12 protein-coding genes and 1 pseudogene are annotated in these 14,633 nt (G+C 69.4%); 9 read left to right on the forward strand and 4 right to left on the reverse strand.

Going from position 1 to position 14,633, the window contains the following annotated elements:
- Together IRT45_RS27955 and aroQ are read right to left on the reverse strand one after the other, a co-directional pair.
- A pseudogene (locus IRT45_RS27955) lies at window positions 1–673 on the reverse strand (glutamate synthase subunit alpha); the annotation flags it as partial.
- Window positions 674–1,428: 755 nt separating this feature from the next.
- On the reverse strand, window positions 1,429–1,995 hold the full coding sequence (gene aroQ / locus IRT45_RS27960; protein WP_194808838.1) for a gamma subclass chorismate mutase AroQ: 567 nt from the start codon (window positions 1,993–1,995) through the stop codon (window positions 1,429–1,431).
- Between the two features lie 472 nt (window positions 1,996–2,467).
- Here aroQ and IRT45_RS27965 point away from each other — a divergent pair, with 472 nt between their 5' ends.
- The 5 genes from IRT45_RS27965 to IRT45_RS27985 all read left to right on the forward strand — a co-directional run bounded on the left by IRT45_RS27965 (window position 2,468) and on the right by IRT45_RS27985 (window position 8,823).
- The gene (locus tag IRT45_RS27965) at window positions 2,468–4,417 is read left to right on the forward strand and encodes a DUF4407 domain-containing protein (protein ID WP_228535305.1); all 1,950 of its coding nucleotides are present in this window, start codon (window positions 2,468–2,470) and stop codon (window positions 4,415–4,417) included.
- A 166-nt stretch (window positions 4,418–4,583) separates the two neighbouring features.
- On the forward strand, window positions 4,584–5,498 hold the full coding sequence (locus tag IRT45_RS27970) for a hypothetical protein (RefSeq protein WP_194808839.1): 915 nt from the start codon (window positions 4,584–4,586) through the stop codon (window positions 5,496–5,498).
- Window positions 5,495–6,532 carry a DUF4129 domain-containing protein gene (locus tag IRT45_RS27975; protein ID WP_194808840.1) on the forward strand — a complete coding sequence of 346 codons (1,038 nt, stop codon included), beginning with the start codon at window positions 5,495–5,497 and terminating at the stop codon, window positions 6,530–6,532. The genes IRT45_RS27970 and IRT45_RS27975 overlap by 4 nt, the downstream gene beginning before the upstream one ends.
- Window positions 6,533–6,542: 10 nt before the next feature.
- On the forward strand, window positions 6,543–7,526 hold the full coding sequence (locus tag IRT45_RS27980; protein WP_194808841.1) for a MoxR family ATPase: 984 nt from the start codon (window positions 6,543–6,545) through the stop codon (window positions 7,524–7,526).
- Window positions 7,527–7,530: 4 nt separating this feature from the next.
- Window positions 7,531–8,823 carry a DUF58 domain-containing protein gene (locus IRT45_RS27985; protein ID WP_194808842.1) on the forward strand — a complete coding sequence of 431 codons (1,293 nt, stop codon included), beginning with the start codon at window positions 7,531–7,533 and terminating at the stop codon, window positions 8,821–8,823.
- Window positions 8,824–8,827: 4 nt separating this feature from the next.
- Here IRT45_RS27985 and IRT45_RS27990 read toward each other — a convergent pair whose 3' ends face one another.
- Window positions 8,828–9,658 carry an RDD family protein gene (locus tag IRT45_RS27990; protein WP_194808843.1) on the reverse strand — a complete coding sequence of 277 codons (831 nt, stop codon included), beginning with the start codon at window positions 9,656–9,658 and terminating at the stop codon, window positions 8,828–8,830.
- A 78-nt stretch (window positions 9,659–9,736) separates the two neighbouring features.
- On the opposite strand from IRT45_RS27990, the gene IRT45_RS27995 reads away from it, so the two are divergent.
- Together IRT45_RS27995 and IRT45_RS28000 are read left to right on the forward strand one after the other, a co-directional pair.
- On the forward strand, window positions 9,737–10,729 hold the full coding sequence (locus IRT45_RS27995; RefSeq protein ID WP_194808844.1) for a stage II sporulation protein M: 993 nt from the start codon (window positions 9,737–9,739) through the stop codon (window positions 10,727–10,729).
- Window positions 10,730–11,439: 710 nt separating this feature from the next.
- A complete protein-coding gene (locus tag IRT45_RS28000) occupies window positions 11,440–11,778 on the forward strand; it encodes a GNAT family N-acetyltransferase (RefSeq protein WP_194808845.1) in 339 nt (112 codons plus the stop codon).
- A 28-nt stretch (window positions 11,779–11,806) separates the two neighbouring features.
- Here the strand turns inward: IRT45_RS28000 and IRT45_RS28005 are convergent, their stop codons facing one another.
- On the reverse strand, window positions 11,807–12,430 hold the full coding sequence (locus tag IRT45_RS28005) for a TetR/AcrR family transcriptional regulator (protein ID WP_194808846.1): 624 nt from the start codon (window positions 12,428–12,430) through the stop codon (window positions 11,807–11,809).
- 79 nt (window positions 12,431–12,509) lie between these two features.
- Here IRT45_RS28005 and IRT45_RS28010 point away from each other — a divergent pair, with 79 nt between their 5' ends.
- Complete coding sequence (locus tag IRT45_RS28010; protein ID WP_194808847.1) at window positions 12,510–13,517, forward strand: GlxA family transcriptional regulator; 1,008 nt, start codon at window positions 12,510–12,512, stop codon at window positions 13,515–13,517.
- A 109-nt stretch (window positions 13,518–13,626) separates the two neighbouring features.
- Window positions 13,627–14,592 (forward strand): alpha/beta hydrolase, encoded by a 966-nt coding sequence (locus IRT45_RS28015; RefSeq protein ID WP_194808848.1) that lies wholly within the window; start codon window positions 13,627–13,629, stop codon window positions 14,590–14,592.
- Window positions 14,593–14,633 lie beyond the last annotated feature (41 nt).

Raw genomic sequence — 14,633 nt, forward strand, 5'->3', positions numbered from 1 at the left:
AGAACGCCCGCAGCTGCGGGGTGGTGAACATGCCCTTGTAGACGAAGGTCTGACCGGACAGGCTCGGAAAGTAGACGGTCTCGCGGCCGACCGCGCCCTCGCCGGCGCCCTGCTTGCCGAGTTCGTGCTCGACCCGCTTGCGCACGACGTAGGCACGCCGCTCCAGATCCATGCCGCTGAGCTGCTCGGCAGCGTCGGGGGGCGAGGCGATGAACAGCTGCCGGAACGTCGGCATGGCGTCCCGCGACAGCGCGCCCAGGGAGGACTCGTCGATCGGAACCTCGCGCCAGCCCAGAACGGCCAGGCCCTCTTCCTTGACGATCTTCTCGACCCGGTAGCAGGCGCGGGCGGCCTCGCGGCGGGCCTGCGGCAGAAATGCGATACCGGTGGCGTAGGAACCTTCCGGCGGCAACTCGAACGCGGCACCGCTCTCGGCCAGCGCGGCCCGGAAGAACGCATCCGGGAGCTGGATCAGGATGCCCGCACCGTCACCGGAGTTCGGTTCCGCACCCGCAGCACCACGGTGCTCCAGGTTCAGCAGTGCCGTAATAGCCTTGTCGACGATGTCGCGGCTACGACGGCCATGCATGTCGACGACGAACGCGACACCGCAGGAGTCGTGCTCGTTCGCCGGGTCATAAAGACCAGTGCGGCCAGGTGACCGGTGTCCCATTCGCGGCTCGCCGCGGTGGCCAGGAAGTTGCGTCATGCCTCTGCCTTCAAGAAATAGGCGCCTTCAACGAAGAGGCCTTCGATTTCGATGCCTTCTTTCCGATGGCCCTCGTCGAAACGCCTCCGCCTAGACTGCGTCCGGACGTTGCGGCGACCAGCGGCGCTGATGGTCATCCCGTGCAGTCAAACTCTCCAGTTGTCCACCCGCTTCGGTTTCGTAGTCGGGTGCTCGGTGGTAGCGGAACTCTGAGGAGTTCCATACCCACCGCGCCGTGCTCGCCCGCTAGGCTGATGCTTGCGGCTCGTGGCCGAGTCGGGGCGACGAGTCGGACATTTCACGTCCGACACCTAGAGCAAACGATAAGTCAGGACCGGAGCCCAACCAACTTAGGTTGTGCTAAATACTCCGCCTACCTGGGCATCTTCATCGGTCCTCCACTACCTGCGCGTTCTCCAGTGTAAAGCAGCCAGCGCGGATCGCTGAGTCGCGTTCGCCACTGCCGCCGATAGCGCCTGAGCATCGGCCACGAGCTGGGAGCCCGGTTCTGCGCAACGCTCTCACCTGCGTCGAAACAGATTTCCCAGTACGCGGCGGCGGCAAACCGGGATGTAAGGCGGCTAACTCTCCGGACACCTGGAGGAGACATTCCGGATACCGGAGCGACAAGCCACGCCAATGTGCGGACCGTACGGCATCGTTTGCGAATGTGGAGTTCAGCACATTCCGGGCAAACCAAGATCGAGAATGACTGTGGTTTATTTCACATCCATTGCTGGACAAAGCGTTACGGTCGCGCGGACCAGCGCCGCGCCGTGCAGCGCATCAACCCGGCCCGAGGTCAGAACGGGGAATACGGCGGCCGCGAGCTGCGGCGCACAATCCGGCGCACCCAGCACGGTGCGATGCGCCGCCAGTTGATTCAGGATTTCGCCGTTCACCTCGTCGATCACTGGCCGCACGGCCGCCAGATCCGACGCATCCGATGCGGGCGCGGCAGCCGGATCGAACCGCCACCGGGTGAGCAGCCCGTACTGCACGGTCTTGTTGGCTTCGATCTGTCCGGTGAACACCTGCCGCACCCAGTCCTGCGGCAGCCCCGAGCGGGTGCCGGCGGCGGCCATCGCGTCGTAGACCTGCGCCTCGCGCACCGGATCATCGACCACGGGAGCCTGGCCGGTCCGCTGCGAAGTGGTCCATTTCGCGGCGGCGACGGCATCGGCGGTGTTCAGGCGGCGCAGCACCAACTCCACCAGGGGACTCATCGCCGACCGGCCTTCCGTGGGAACCGCCTGCGCTTGCGGAAGTACCTGCTCGGCGGTCATCGGCGCCACGATCGCGAATGCCGAGGTGAGAAGCACGGCGACCGCGACCGGACGAGCGCGGCTTCGCGGGCGGCGACCATCGCATCGCGACAGTGCGGCGTGGGCGTCGGCCGCCGCCGCGGAGTCGCCGGTTCCGGCCGCATATGGTCCCCCGCTCCGATGAGCGCCGACTTCCGGAGTCGCTCGCACTTCCGTCCTCCTGTCACGGCCGCACCCACGTGTCGATCGGTGCCGCCTACCCGAGAGTAGGGTTTCGCTCCCCGACCGTCTGTGAGGCTTACCACATCGATGCCGTCGCACTCGGTGGTTCCCCGGTCGGCCTGTCACTCTGAACCTGATTGCGCGCTGCCGGGGCGCCTCGGCGGATTACCCGCTCCGCCCGCGCGCGGGGGCACACCACCGCCCTGACCACGATGCAACGACCGTTTCGCCCGGTGGCGACAACGATTGGGACCCAGAGGATGTGAATCCGTTGACCGATCCCCGCGTCTTCGATCAATCCGCCACCGGACGCCCAGCGTCCGAAGCCCCGGGCACCGAAGCCCCGGCCCACGAACCCCTGGCCCCCGAATCCCCGGCGTCCGGCTCCCGCACGACCGAACCGCGAGCGACGTCCCGGTGGACGCCGACCGGTGTGCTGACCTGGCTCGGCGGCGCGGAAGCCGGCCGCGGTGACCGGCACGAGGCGTCGACCTACGCCGTCACCGGCGGGGTGGTGCTGTTGTTCGCGGTGCTGTCCGGGATCGTCGTCGCGGCAGCGGGTGCGGCGGCGCACTGGCCCGCCGCGGTCGTGGCGATCGTCGCGTCGGCGGCGACACTGCTGGTCGGCGCGATATCGCGCGCGCTGGCCACCGCGCCACTGTCGGACCGGGCCGGCCGGGCCGAGCGGTTCGGGCGGATCGCGGTCGCGGTGATCACCGGTGTGCTGGTGGCCGAGCTGGCGAGCACGGTGATTCTCGCCGGATCCGTCGACCGCACGCTCGACGATCGGTCCCGCCGCGACGCCGAATCCGCCGCGACCGTGGTCACCGCGCGCACCGAACTCGACCGGGCGACGGCCGAACGCGCCGCCCTCACGCAGACCATCGCCCAGGCTCAGGCCGATATGGATCAGGCCCTGGTCGTCGCCCGCTGCGAATACAACCCGACGCCGCAGTGCCCGCAGACCAAGATCACCGGGGTGCCCGGCCGGGGCCCCGAATCACAGACCGCCAACGCGATGCTCGACGACGCTCGCGGGCGGTTCAACACCGCCCAGGCGCGCATCCAGCCGTTGGACGCGGAGATCGCCGCCCGCCAGAGCGCCCTGGAGCAGGCCCGTACCGCGGCCTTCCACACCGGGGACCGTGGCCTGGGCGCGCGCTGGCTGGCCATGAACGACTACACCACCGGGCATCTCGGCGCGCTGCTGTTGCGCCTGCTCACGATCGCGATCGCGGTGGTACTGGCCCTACTGCCGCTGATACTGCGGTCCTGGCGTGGCGAATCGTCGTTCGACCGCGCCGTGGCCGCGCGGGCCGAAGCCGACCGGGCCGCGCGGGCCGCCGACACCGCGGTCGCGGTCCAGCACGCCGAACACCGGGTGGCCACCGCACAACTGGCGCTGCACGCCGACACCGCGATCGATCGCGAACGCCAGCGCACACGGGTGATCGCCGCGATCGGCAACCTGGAAATCGGCATCACCGAACCGCAGCGCCGGGCGGTGGCCGAATTCGAAACGCTGGCCGCCCTTCCCCCGGGATCGCAGACCGCCCCGAACGCATTGCCCACCGCCGAATCCACGGCCCGAACCGACCCCTCACAGGAGGCGACCGTGACCGCACGGAATCTGCCCGCACAGCTGCCCTCGACCGGCCTCGCGCCGCATTCGCCCGCCGCGGTGCCCGCCCCCCGCGAGGATGCGAAAAAGGGTGGTGGACTGGAACTTCCGGTCATCGGCACGGTGCCGTTCACCGATACCGCGGCGCGCTGGATCCGGCCGCTGGTGCCCGGATTCGTCACCTCCGCACTAGACCGGACCATCGACACCGCGACCGCACCACTGCGGACCGTCCGTCAGGTCTTCGAAGAGGCGGAGGAGATCACCTTCACTCTCAAACGCACCCGCAAGGTGACGGTGAACTCCGAGGATTCGCACGATCCGGCGGCGGGCTACGCGCATCCGGGCCAGGCGCTGCCGAACGCGCCGTACGCCCAGGTCACCGCGTCGTATCCGTACGACGCCCACCAGCACGACCCGCGCTACGCCGCCTACCGGCACGACCCTCGCTATGCGCGCTATGCGGCGCTCCCGTACCGGGACGCGGCCCACTCCGGTCTGCCGGAATCCGGCCCGGACGGCGAATTGCCCGCCGCCGACGCGACCGAACTCGGCTACCGCGCCCCGCGCGAACTGCCGCCCGGCTCCGGCCGCGACTGACCGCGGGCTGCGACCGGACGCGCCCGGGATCACGGCCCGTCGCAACGGCACGGCGTGTCGGCGCGTCGGTGTGGCCGAACCGGGTCGCGTCAGCTCGTGGGCGGCCCCGGCCGGGTGGCCGCTCGGATAACCGTCACGCGTCCGGGTCCGTGGATAGACTCGGCCCGTGTTTCCAGCCGTGACCGGTCGAGAGGGGCGATCGTCCGCCCACCGCGTGGTGCCGCCGCGCGGTGCCGACGACCGTGACTCCGGAGGCGGCGGTGGAGACGACGCCGAACGAATTCCGGTGCGGCCGCTGTCGTGGCGCGAGCTGGCCGATCTGCCCTTCGCGGTGTTGCAGCATCGCATTCGGCTGATCGCCGGGCTGGCGGGGGCGGGATCGGCCGTGGCCCTGGGGATCGTGGCCGGGATCACCGCACTGGTGTCGTTCGCGACCGACGGCTCGAGCGCCGGAACCGCCTGGGCGGCAATTCTTTCCACCGCCTGCTGTGCATGGGCGCTGCGGCTGTGGACAGTCGGCGTTACCGTGCCGATCGGGCTCGCCGTCGTCGACGACCAGCCGATCACCGCGCGCACCGCCGTCGAGCGCCTGTTTCCGGTCTCGGGCCGGCTGCTGCTGAATCAGGTGATTTCCACATCGATCGGCTTCGGCATCCTGCTGCTCGGCACGCCGCTGATCGTGACCCTGATCCCGGCGGTGATCTGGCTGGCCCGGGTGCGCGGGACGAGGTGGCCGATCGCGCCGGTCCTGTTCACCGAATCGATCCCGTACCGGGCGGCGGTCCGACGAGCGAAACTGCTCGCCACCGGCCGCGTGATGCCGTTGGCCGGGCTGTGGCTCTGTCTGCGCGCGGTGCTGCTGGTGCTGGCGGCGCCGGTCGCGGGACTCCTGGGCTTCCTCTCCGATATCTCCGGAACCCATCGCTGGGCGGTCGTCACCCTGCTGTCCGGTGCGGTGCTACTGATTTCGGCGTTCGCCGCCGCGGTGGACGCCGCGACGGCGGTGGTGGTCCATCTCGACCGGCGCTGTAGCCGCGAGGGTTCCGATATCCGGATACCGACCGGGCAGGCGGCACGGTGACCGACGACGACGCCCGGCCGGATCGGCCCTCGGCGCCGCCTCCACCGACACTCGGGCCGGCCGCCCAGCACCGCGCCGCGGCCGAATCCGCCGCCGGGCACGACGACTTCGATACCGCACTGCGCGAACGCTTCCGCGCCGTCGTCCGCGGTCTCGAACAGGGCGGGGTGCTCGAGGTCCGGCGTTCGCGCACCGCGCGCGAAACCGCATCGGCCGCGGGGCGCGTCCTCCCCGGCGCCTCCGCCGAATTCGACGGCGCCGCCCACAGTTTCGAGGAGATCGTCTACGGCGGGCGCAGCGCCACTCCGGACGAATATCAGCGCCTCACCTCGGCCGACCGGTATTCGCTGGCGCCGCCGCCACCGCCGGACCCGATCGAACAGCAACGCTCGGCACGCAAGCGGCGCGGCCGTCGTCAGCTGCCGCCACTGCCACAGTTGTTGCGCGACAAGCGTTTCTGGGCGGTCGTCGTGGGCGCGCTCGTCGTCGCGCTGGTGGTGTACCTGCTGTTCCGGCTGGCCGCCGCACCGACGGCCCCGCCGCAGCCGACACAGCCGCACGCGCCACCACCGCCCGATCACCCGGATGTCCGCCCACCCGATGTGGGTGAGGGCAGCGATTCGATCTTCCAGCGCCTGCCGCCCTGGCTGGCATACGGCGGAGCGCAGGCGCTGATCTTCGCCTTGGTCGTGGTCTGGTGGCGCGCCCGCCGCCGCGGTGCCGTGGTGGGTGAACCCCGCCCGGTGCAGGTGGCTGCGGGTGAGCTGCTCGCCGGTCAGGCCGCGCTCTATCACAGAACCAAGGATCGCGACCATGTCGCGGCGAAATTGCGCGCGGCCACCTTGCGGCGCGTCCGCGGCCGTGTGGACCTGCGCGCCGATGCCGCGCCGGAACGGGTGAGCGCGGTGATCGGAGCCCGGATCGGCATCGATCCCGGACGCGTCGCCGCGGCCTTCTACGGGCCCGTCGCCGACGATGCGGCGCTGGAATACGTGGCGGCACAACTGGACTGGATCGAATCGGAAATAGGATGACGGAGACCGGATGACAACGGCGCAGACCAACCACACCCCCACCGCCGACCAGGCGCTCCGGGCGCTCGGCGAGGTGCGTGCCGAGATCGGCAAGGCCGTCGTCGGCAACGACCACGCGGTGCTGTACCTGGTACTCGCGCTGCTGTGCCGGGGCCACGTGCTGTTGGAAGGTGTTCCGGGCGTGGCGAAGACGCTGCTGGTGCGATCGCTGGCCGCGGCGCTGGAACTCGAGCACACCCGGGTGCAGTTCACTCCGGACCTGATGCCCGGCGATGTCACCGGCTCCCAGATCTACGATCCGCATTCGGCCGAATTCACCTTCCGCCGCGGCCCGGTCTTCACCAACCTGCTGCTCGCCGACGAGATCAATCGCACGCCGCCGAAAACCCAATCGGCACTGCTGGAGTCGATGGAGGAGCGGCAGGTGTCGGTGGCAGGCGTGCCGCAGCCGCTGCCCGACCCGTTCGTGGTGATCGCGACCCAGAACCCGATCGAACAGGAGGGCACCTACCCGCTGCCGGAAGCGCAGCTGGACCGGTTCCTGTTCAAGGTGGACATCCAGTTGCCCGGCCGGGACGACGAATTCCGGATTCTGCAGCGCCACGCCGCCGGCTTCGATCCACGCGATCTGGGCGCGGCGGGTGTGCGGCCGGTCGCGGGGGCGGCACATATCGCGGCGGCGCGTGCCGCCGTCGCGCAGGTGACGGTCAATCCGGAGGTGCTGGCCTACATCGTCGATCTGTGCCGCGCCACCCGCACCTCCCCCGCGGTTCAGCACGGCGCGTCGCCGCGTGGGGCGACCGCGGTGCTGGCCTCGGCTCGGGCGCTGGCCTGGCTGAACGGGCGCGGCTTCGTGACTCCCGACGACGTCAAAACCGTGGCGGTGACGGTCCTGCGGCATCGTCTGCAGCTGCGTCCCGAGGCGGAACTGGACGGCGTGACCGGTGACGGCGTGATGTCCTCGCTGTTGGCCGCGGTCCCGGTTCCGGTGTAGCGCGATGATCGTCACGGGTCGGCTCGCCGTCTGCGCGGCCGTGGCAGCGGTGGTCGTCGGTGTCGCGCTGCCGTCCTGGGCCGGAGTCGTGGTGCTGACGGGGGTGCTGGCCCTGCTGGTCGCCGGCGACGTGATCGCTTGTCGCACCGATGATCTCGAGTTGTGCCGGGTGCCGCTCACCACCGTCCGCGTCGGCCGTCCCGCCACCGTCGAGCTCATCGTCCTGAACCGCGGCCGCCGTGTGGTGCGGGCGCTGCTGTGGGACGACTGGCCGCCCAGTACGCAGGCACCGGCCGAGACCCACCGATTGCGTCTACCGCCGAACACCACCACCCGGCTGGCCACCACCGTCCGCCCGGCTCGCCGCGGCGATCGGATCGCGGGGCCGGTCACGGTCCGGCTGGTCGGACCGCTCGGCCTGGCGGGCCGGCAGTTCCGCCGCACCGTTCCCGCCACCGTTCGTGCGCTGCCGCCGTTCCGGACCGAACGGATCCTGGCCGCCAAGGTGAAACGGCTGCAGCATCTGGACGGCCGATCGGTCGCCAACCTGCGCGGCCCGGGCTCGGAATTCGACTCCTTCCGCGAATACGTGGCCGGTGACGATGTGCGTTCCATCGACTGGCGAGCCACCGCCCGCGCGACCGATGTGCTGGTCCGCACCTGGCGGCCCGAACGCAACCGCCACGTGCTGATGTTGATGGACACCGGCCGGATCAGCGCCGCCCGGCTCGGCGAGCAGACCCGACTGGACACCGCCATCGAGGCCGCGCTGCTGCTGGGCGGATTGGCGGCCGCGGCCGGGGACACCGTCGATCTGCTGGCCTTCGATCGCGAGATCCGCGCCGAGGTGCGGGGCGCGCGCGGAAAAGCCGTGCAGCCCACGTTGATGCACGCCCTCTCGGGCGTCGTGCCCGCACTGCTGGATGCCGACACTCCGGCGATGGTCCGTACCGCGGTTCGCCACACCCGCCGGCGCAGCCTGGTGGTCTGGTTCACCAGCCTCGACGGGGCGATGGTCGAAGAGAATCTGCTGCCGGTACTCCCGGTGCTCAGCAGTCGGCACCGGGTGCTGCTGGTGTCGGTCACCGATCCGGAGATCGCCGCGACCGCCACCCGTCGCGACTCCGCCGCCGAGGTCTATGCCGCGGCGGCCGCCGAACATCTGCTCACCGAACGCGCGATCGTGCGAGAAACCCTGCAGCGCCAGGGAATCGACGTGGTGGCCGCGGCGCCGGATCGAGTGCCGGAGGCGCTGGCCGACGAGTACCTGGAACTGAAACGGTCGGGAGCGCTCTGAGCGTTCACGCCCCCGGCCGGACCGCCGGGGCGTACGGCTGCGCGGGTGCCGCCCACTGCGGGGGCATCGGCCAGAAGGGCAGGCGCGGTGGCGGCAGAATCCGGCGCTGCCGCTCCCCGATCACCGCGCCGAGAATCTGCAGCGGCGGATATCCGGCCGGTGGCGCCACCCGCAGTTGCTCGCAGACCGCGACCACCAGCGCCGCACCGAGTTCCGCCTGTACCTGCGGGGTGAGGTGCGGGAAACGGGTCAGATACCGGCGCACCGGCAGCGCGAGATCCTCGGTGAGCCCGGACAGATCCAGCCGTCCCACCCAGTCGACCAGCCACGGCGGCGCGACGGCCAAGGCGGGCATCGGAATTCGCGCCCGATCCGACACCACGACGGTGCCGGCCAGGATGTCGCCGACGCGCCGCGCCCGCGGCGAACACAGCGAGGTGACCACCGCGACCAGACCGAACCCGCCGAGATTCCAGAAATCGACGAGCGCGCCCGCGAGGCCGCGGGTCAGCGCGTGCCGGAAATCGACGGGACCGCCGTCGCCGCGCACCACACGCAGGCCCAGTGCCATTTTCCCGACGGTCCGCCCGCGCATCAGGGTTTCGCTGACGACCGGGTATCCGACGAGGACGGTCACCATCGTCACCAGCACGGCCACATCGACCCAGGCACCGTCGGGTTCGAATCGGAACAGCACGCCGACGACGGCCGACAACAACAGGAGCGCGAGAAGGAGCTGCAGCACCAGATCGATCGCGAAGGCCGCGGCGCGGGTGGGGATGCGCGCGATCGGCAACTGCAGGGAGACGGCCTCCCCCGTGGTGAAATCGGCCATGATCGCTCCAGTATCCCGAATCGGGCGCGTGCGAACTAGCCTTCGGAGGGCAGGTCGGCATGAGCACAGGAGGAGCCGATGGACGTCGATGCCTATTCGTTCGCGCAGCGGCGGCATTGGGATCGGCTCGACCGGCTGACCGCGCAGCGGCGCCTCAGCGGCGCCGAGGTCGACGAATTCGTGGCCCTGTATCGCCGCACCTCCCAGCAGCTGGCGCGACTGCAATCGCATTCACCGGATCCGGAGTTGATCAACGGTCTGAGCGCGGTCCTGGCGCGAGCCCGGGGGCGGCTGCTGGGTGCGCGGACCGACACCTGGTCGCAGATCGGCTACTTCTTCACCCACCGGTTTCCCGCCGCGGTGTATCGAGCGTGGCCGTGGTGGGCCGGGGTGGCGGTGGCGTTCCTGGCCGTCTCGGCCGGAATCGGCACCTGGGTGTCCGGTTCCGGTTCGGCGCGAAGGACTTTGGGGTTGCCGTCGGACGCGGCATCGCTGACCGCCCCCGGCGGTCGCTTCGAGTCCTACTACTCCGAACACCCGCACGACGCCTTCGCCGCACAGGTGTGGACCAACAACGCCTGGGTGTCGGCGATCGCGTTGTTCACCGGCATCCTGATCCTCCCGGCCGCCTATCTGCTGTTCATGAACGCGCTGAACGTGGGGGTGTCCGCCGGGCTGATGGCGGATGCCGGGCGGCTCGACTCGTTCTTCGGTTTCCTGCTGCCACACGGCATGCTCGAACTCACGGCCGTTTTCGTCGCCGGCGGTGCGGGGTTGAAACTGGGGTGGACGCTGATCGATCCGGGGCGGTCGTCGCGGGCCGAGGCACTGGCCCGGCAGGGCCGGACGACGGCCACGATCGCACTCGGTCTGGTGGTGGTCCTGCTGGTCTCGGGCCTGATCGAGGGGTTCGTCACGCCCGCCGGCTGGCCTGCGCCGGTGCGAATCGGTATCGGGCTGGTTGCCGAGCTCGGATTTCTGACCTACGTCTTCGGCCCCGGACGCCGTGCGGCGCAGGAAAGTGTGGCGTTGCGGGCCGCGGCGGACGCGGGCGAGCGCATATCGAGCTAACGCCGACCGGGTTGTGCTGAGGCTGAGAAAATCCCTTGCGAGAGGGCGGGGATTCGAAGGATCATCGGAGTGCCGATTTGAGATCCACTGGCCGCAGCGAGTCCAGCTCAGCTGCGGCCAGCGTTACCGTCGACTCTACACAATCGTTATCCCTACGCAACCTCCCGCACACTCCGTCTGCCCGGCCGTAACCGAGTCGAAACCCGCAGCCAGACAGCACTTCCGGAGACCGGGCGCAAATACCTGGCGGGCGGTCGGAAATAGCGGTGGACACCGAACCGCAACGCTCGAGTAGCCGGGATTTTTCTGCCAATTCCGCCGTCGGTCCCGCTGCCGGTTACGTGGATCGCGATCCTTCCCCGGCGCGTCGCCTGCTGCTCACCTGTTCGTCATCACCGCAGGTCAGACCATCAACCGAAGGTCCTGTGGCGCCATCCCCACGGGCAACGCGACCGGAAAACAAACTTCAAGTTTGTTAACGCCGGAGATTCCAAGTCTGCCGTCAGGTAATTCTCAGAAAGTTGCGGATGTGCTTCCATTGAATTGTGCAATTATTTCGACAGCGAACACGAACAACAATTCTTCGCCAGTAATACTGGAAACGAATAACGACCGGTCAGCCGCCGAGAATGCGGCGAAGATCACACTGCCGCGCGCATCCTCGCCCGAACCTGCCCGAATCCGGCCGGCCGGGCCGCAATACTGAGACCATGACCGCCGAACAGCAACCCTCCCCGGTCGTCACGCAGGCCGCGGAGCGGTTCGACATCAGCGTGGACGATCGGCTCGCCGGCTTCACCGAATACCTCGACCACGACGGCCGGCGGATCTTCTACCACACCGAAATCGACTCCGACTTCGCCGGACGCGGTCTGGCCGGCGCCCTGGTCTCGCAGGCACTGGACCGTACCCGCGAGGCCGGTCTGCGCATCGTGCCGATCTGCCCGTTCGTGGCGGGCTACATCCAGAAGCACGCGGAATTCGCCGACATCACCGACGCTGTCACACAGGACGCCGTCGACTACGTGCGCACCCAGCGAGGGCGCTGACGAACGGCACCCCCGCAGGACGACACCGTCAGAGAACTCCGCCCGCGACCGGAGCGTCCCACGCCCCGGGCAGATTGCGACTCGACACCTCGGCGATATCGCGCAAGCGCGAGAGCGGAGTTCCCAAGCGACTCAACTGAATGAGGCCCTGCGCGGTCATCACCACCGCGGCGCTGTAGGCGGCCAGAGTCGCCGCGTCCAACTCGGCGCCGGATTCCTCGGCGGCGCGGCGTAACCGCTCGGCGACACTCTGTTCCATGGCGGCGGTGGTCCGATTCCCGATGCCGATCACCTCGGGCAGGCGTGAGCCGAGCTGGGCGATGCTGTTGAGCATCAGGCAGCCGCGCCGATCGGGCTGTGCGACGCAGTCGTCGATGATCGCCTCGAACAACGCGCGCACGGCCGCGCGCGCCGAACCGGGAGCCGAGGTCACCACCTCGCGAACCAAGCGGGCGCGGCCTTCGCAGTAGCGTTCGAAGGCCGCGAGGAACAGTCCGCGTTTGCTGCGGTAGGCGGCGTAGATGCTGCCGTTTCCGATGCCGCTCGCGCGCGAGACGTCCTCGACCGACGTCTGCTCGAAACCCCGCGACCAGAACAGTTCGGTGGCGGCGTCGAGCAACGCCGATTCGTCGAACTGCCGTGGCCTCCCCATGGCGCCCACCGTATCAATCACACTGCGACCCCGGCCACAAAGCTTGTTTCTGGAGGCGTTACTCCAGAATGATGGCGGGATGGCCCTCGAACTCGCCCAACTACCGCGCCGGCGGGTAGGAATTCTGGTCTTCGACGGCGTCAAGATGCTCGACTTCACCGGCCCCGCCGAAGTTTTCGTCGAGGCCAACCAGGCCTGCCCGGGATACGAGGTCGTGCTGGTGTCGGCGGACGGCGGCAGTGTGCAGACCTCGATCGGCGCCCGGATCGAATGCGCGGTCGCGGCGGCCGACGCGGGCGCCTTCGACATCGTCGTGATTCCGGGCAGTGAGCTGCCGCCCTCTCGATTCGTCACACCCGAACTGCTCGCGGCGGCGCGGCGGCTGTCCTGGAACACGCGGCGGCTGGCGTCGGTGTGCAGCGGCGCGTTCGTCCTCGCCGAACTGGGCCTGTTCGACGGCCGCCGGGCCACCACGCACTGGAAGTTCGCCGCACATCTGGCGCGGCGCTATCCCGCGATCGACGTGGCCGCCGACGACATCTACGTACGCGACGGAAACCTCTACAGCTCGGCCGGAGTGACCGCCGGCGTCGACCTGGCACTGGCGATGGTCGAGGAGGATTTCGGCCCCGACATCGCACGCCGGATCGCCCAGCTGATGGTGGTGTACATGCACCGCGCGGGCGGGCAGTCGCAGTTCTCGGCCTCGCTGTCGGGGCCGGCGCCGCGCAGCCCGCTGGTGCGCAAGGTGGTCGATCTCATCTGCGCGGAACCCGCCTTCCCCCATACCGTTCGGACCCTGGCGGCCCATGCCAACGTCAGCCCGCGGCATCTGACCAGACTCTTCCGCGCCGAACTGGAGCGTTCCCCCGCCGAATACGTCGCCTTCATCCGCTTCGGGGTCGCCCGGGACATGCTGCATGCCGGCTGCGGAGTGACCGAGGCGGCGATGGCGGCGGGCTACGGCAGCAGTGAGGCGATGCGCCGGGCGTTCGTTGCCCGGCTCGGGATATCGCCCAGTAAATATCAGCGCCGGTTCCGGTCCACCGGTTCCGGCGAGGCGCCGCTGGTGGCGGCCGTGTCTTGATCCGGTGTTTTCCCGTCCCGTAGCGAGGGGCGCATCGCCCTCCGACCAGCGGAAACTGATCGGGCGCCGCGTTGTTCGCAGCCGCACACCCCGCTGAAAGGAATAACCGATGACCGGAAATCCGCTGGGCGTTTCCCTGGAGCAGGCCGCTCAGGAGTTCGTCGACGCGACCTCACAGCCGCCGTTCCTCTACCAGCTGCCGCCCGAGGAGGGCCGCAAAGCCGTTGACTCGGTGCAGGATTCGCCGATCGAGAAGCCGGCGATCGACGAGGAGTGGATCACCGTCGACGGCGGCCCGACCGGGTCGGTGCGGGCCCGCATCGTCAAACCGCAGGGTGTGACCGAAATCCTGCCCGTCATCGTCTACACCCACGGCGCGGGCTGGGTGTTCGGCGATGCGCACACCCACGACCGGCTGGTACGCGATCTCGCCGTGGGCGCGCACGCGGCCGTCGTCTTCCCCGAATACGACCGCTCCCCCGAGGTGCGCTACCCCGTCGCCAACGAGCAGTCCTACCGAGTCGCGCAGTGGGTGCGCTCGAACGGCGCCGAGAAGGGCCTCGACACGGACCGGATCGCGATCGCCGGCGATTCGGTGGGCGGCAATATGGCCATCGCGCTGACGCTGATGGCGAAGGAGCGCGGCGACGTCTCGTTCGTCCAGCAGGTGCTGTTCTATCCCGTCACCGACGCCAACTTCGACACCCCGTCGTACGAGCAGTTCGCCGAAGGCTACTTCCTGACCCGGGAAGGGATGCGGTGGTTCTGGGACCAGTACACGACCAGCGAAGCGGACCGCGCCCAGATCACGGCCTCGCCGCTGCGCGCCACCACCGAGCAGCTGGCCGGACTGCCCCCGGCGCTGGTGATCACCGGTGAGGCCGATGTGCTGCGCGACGAGGGCGAGGCCTTCGCCGCCAAACTCCGCGACGCCGGCGTCCCGGTCGTCCAGACCCGGTACGGCGGCATCATCCACGATTTCGTGATGGTCAACTCCATGCACGACACCGAGGCGGCGAAAGCGGCGGTCGCCCAGGCGGTCGCGGTGCTGCGGGCGGCGCTGCACACCGCCTGACGGAGAGAAAAAGAAGAGCCGCAGATCGGATTCGATCTGCG

It is taken from the genome of Nocardia sp. BSTN01 (genome assembly GCF_015354405.1).
Classification (GTDB): domain Bacteria; phylum Actinomycetota; class Actinomycetes; order Mycobacteriales; family Mycobacteriaceae; genus Nocardia.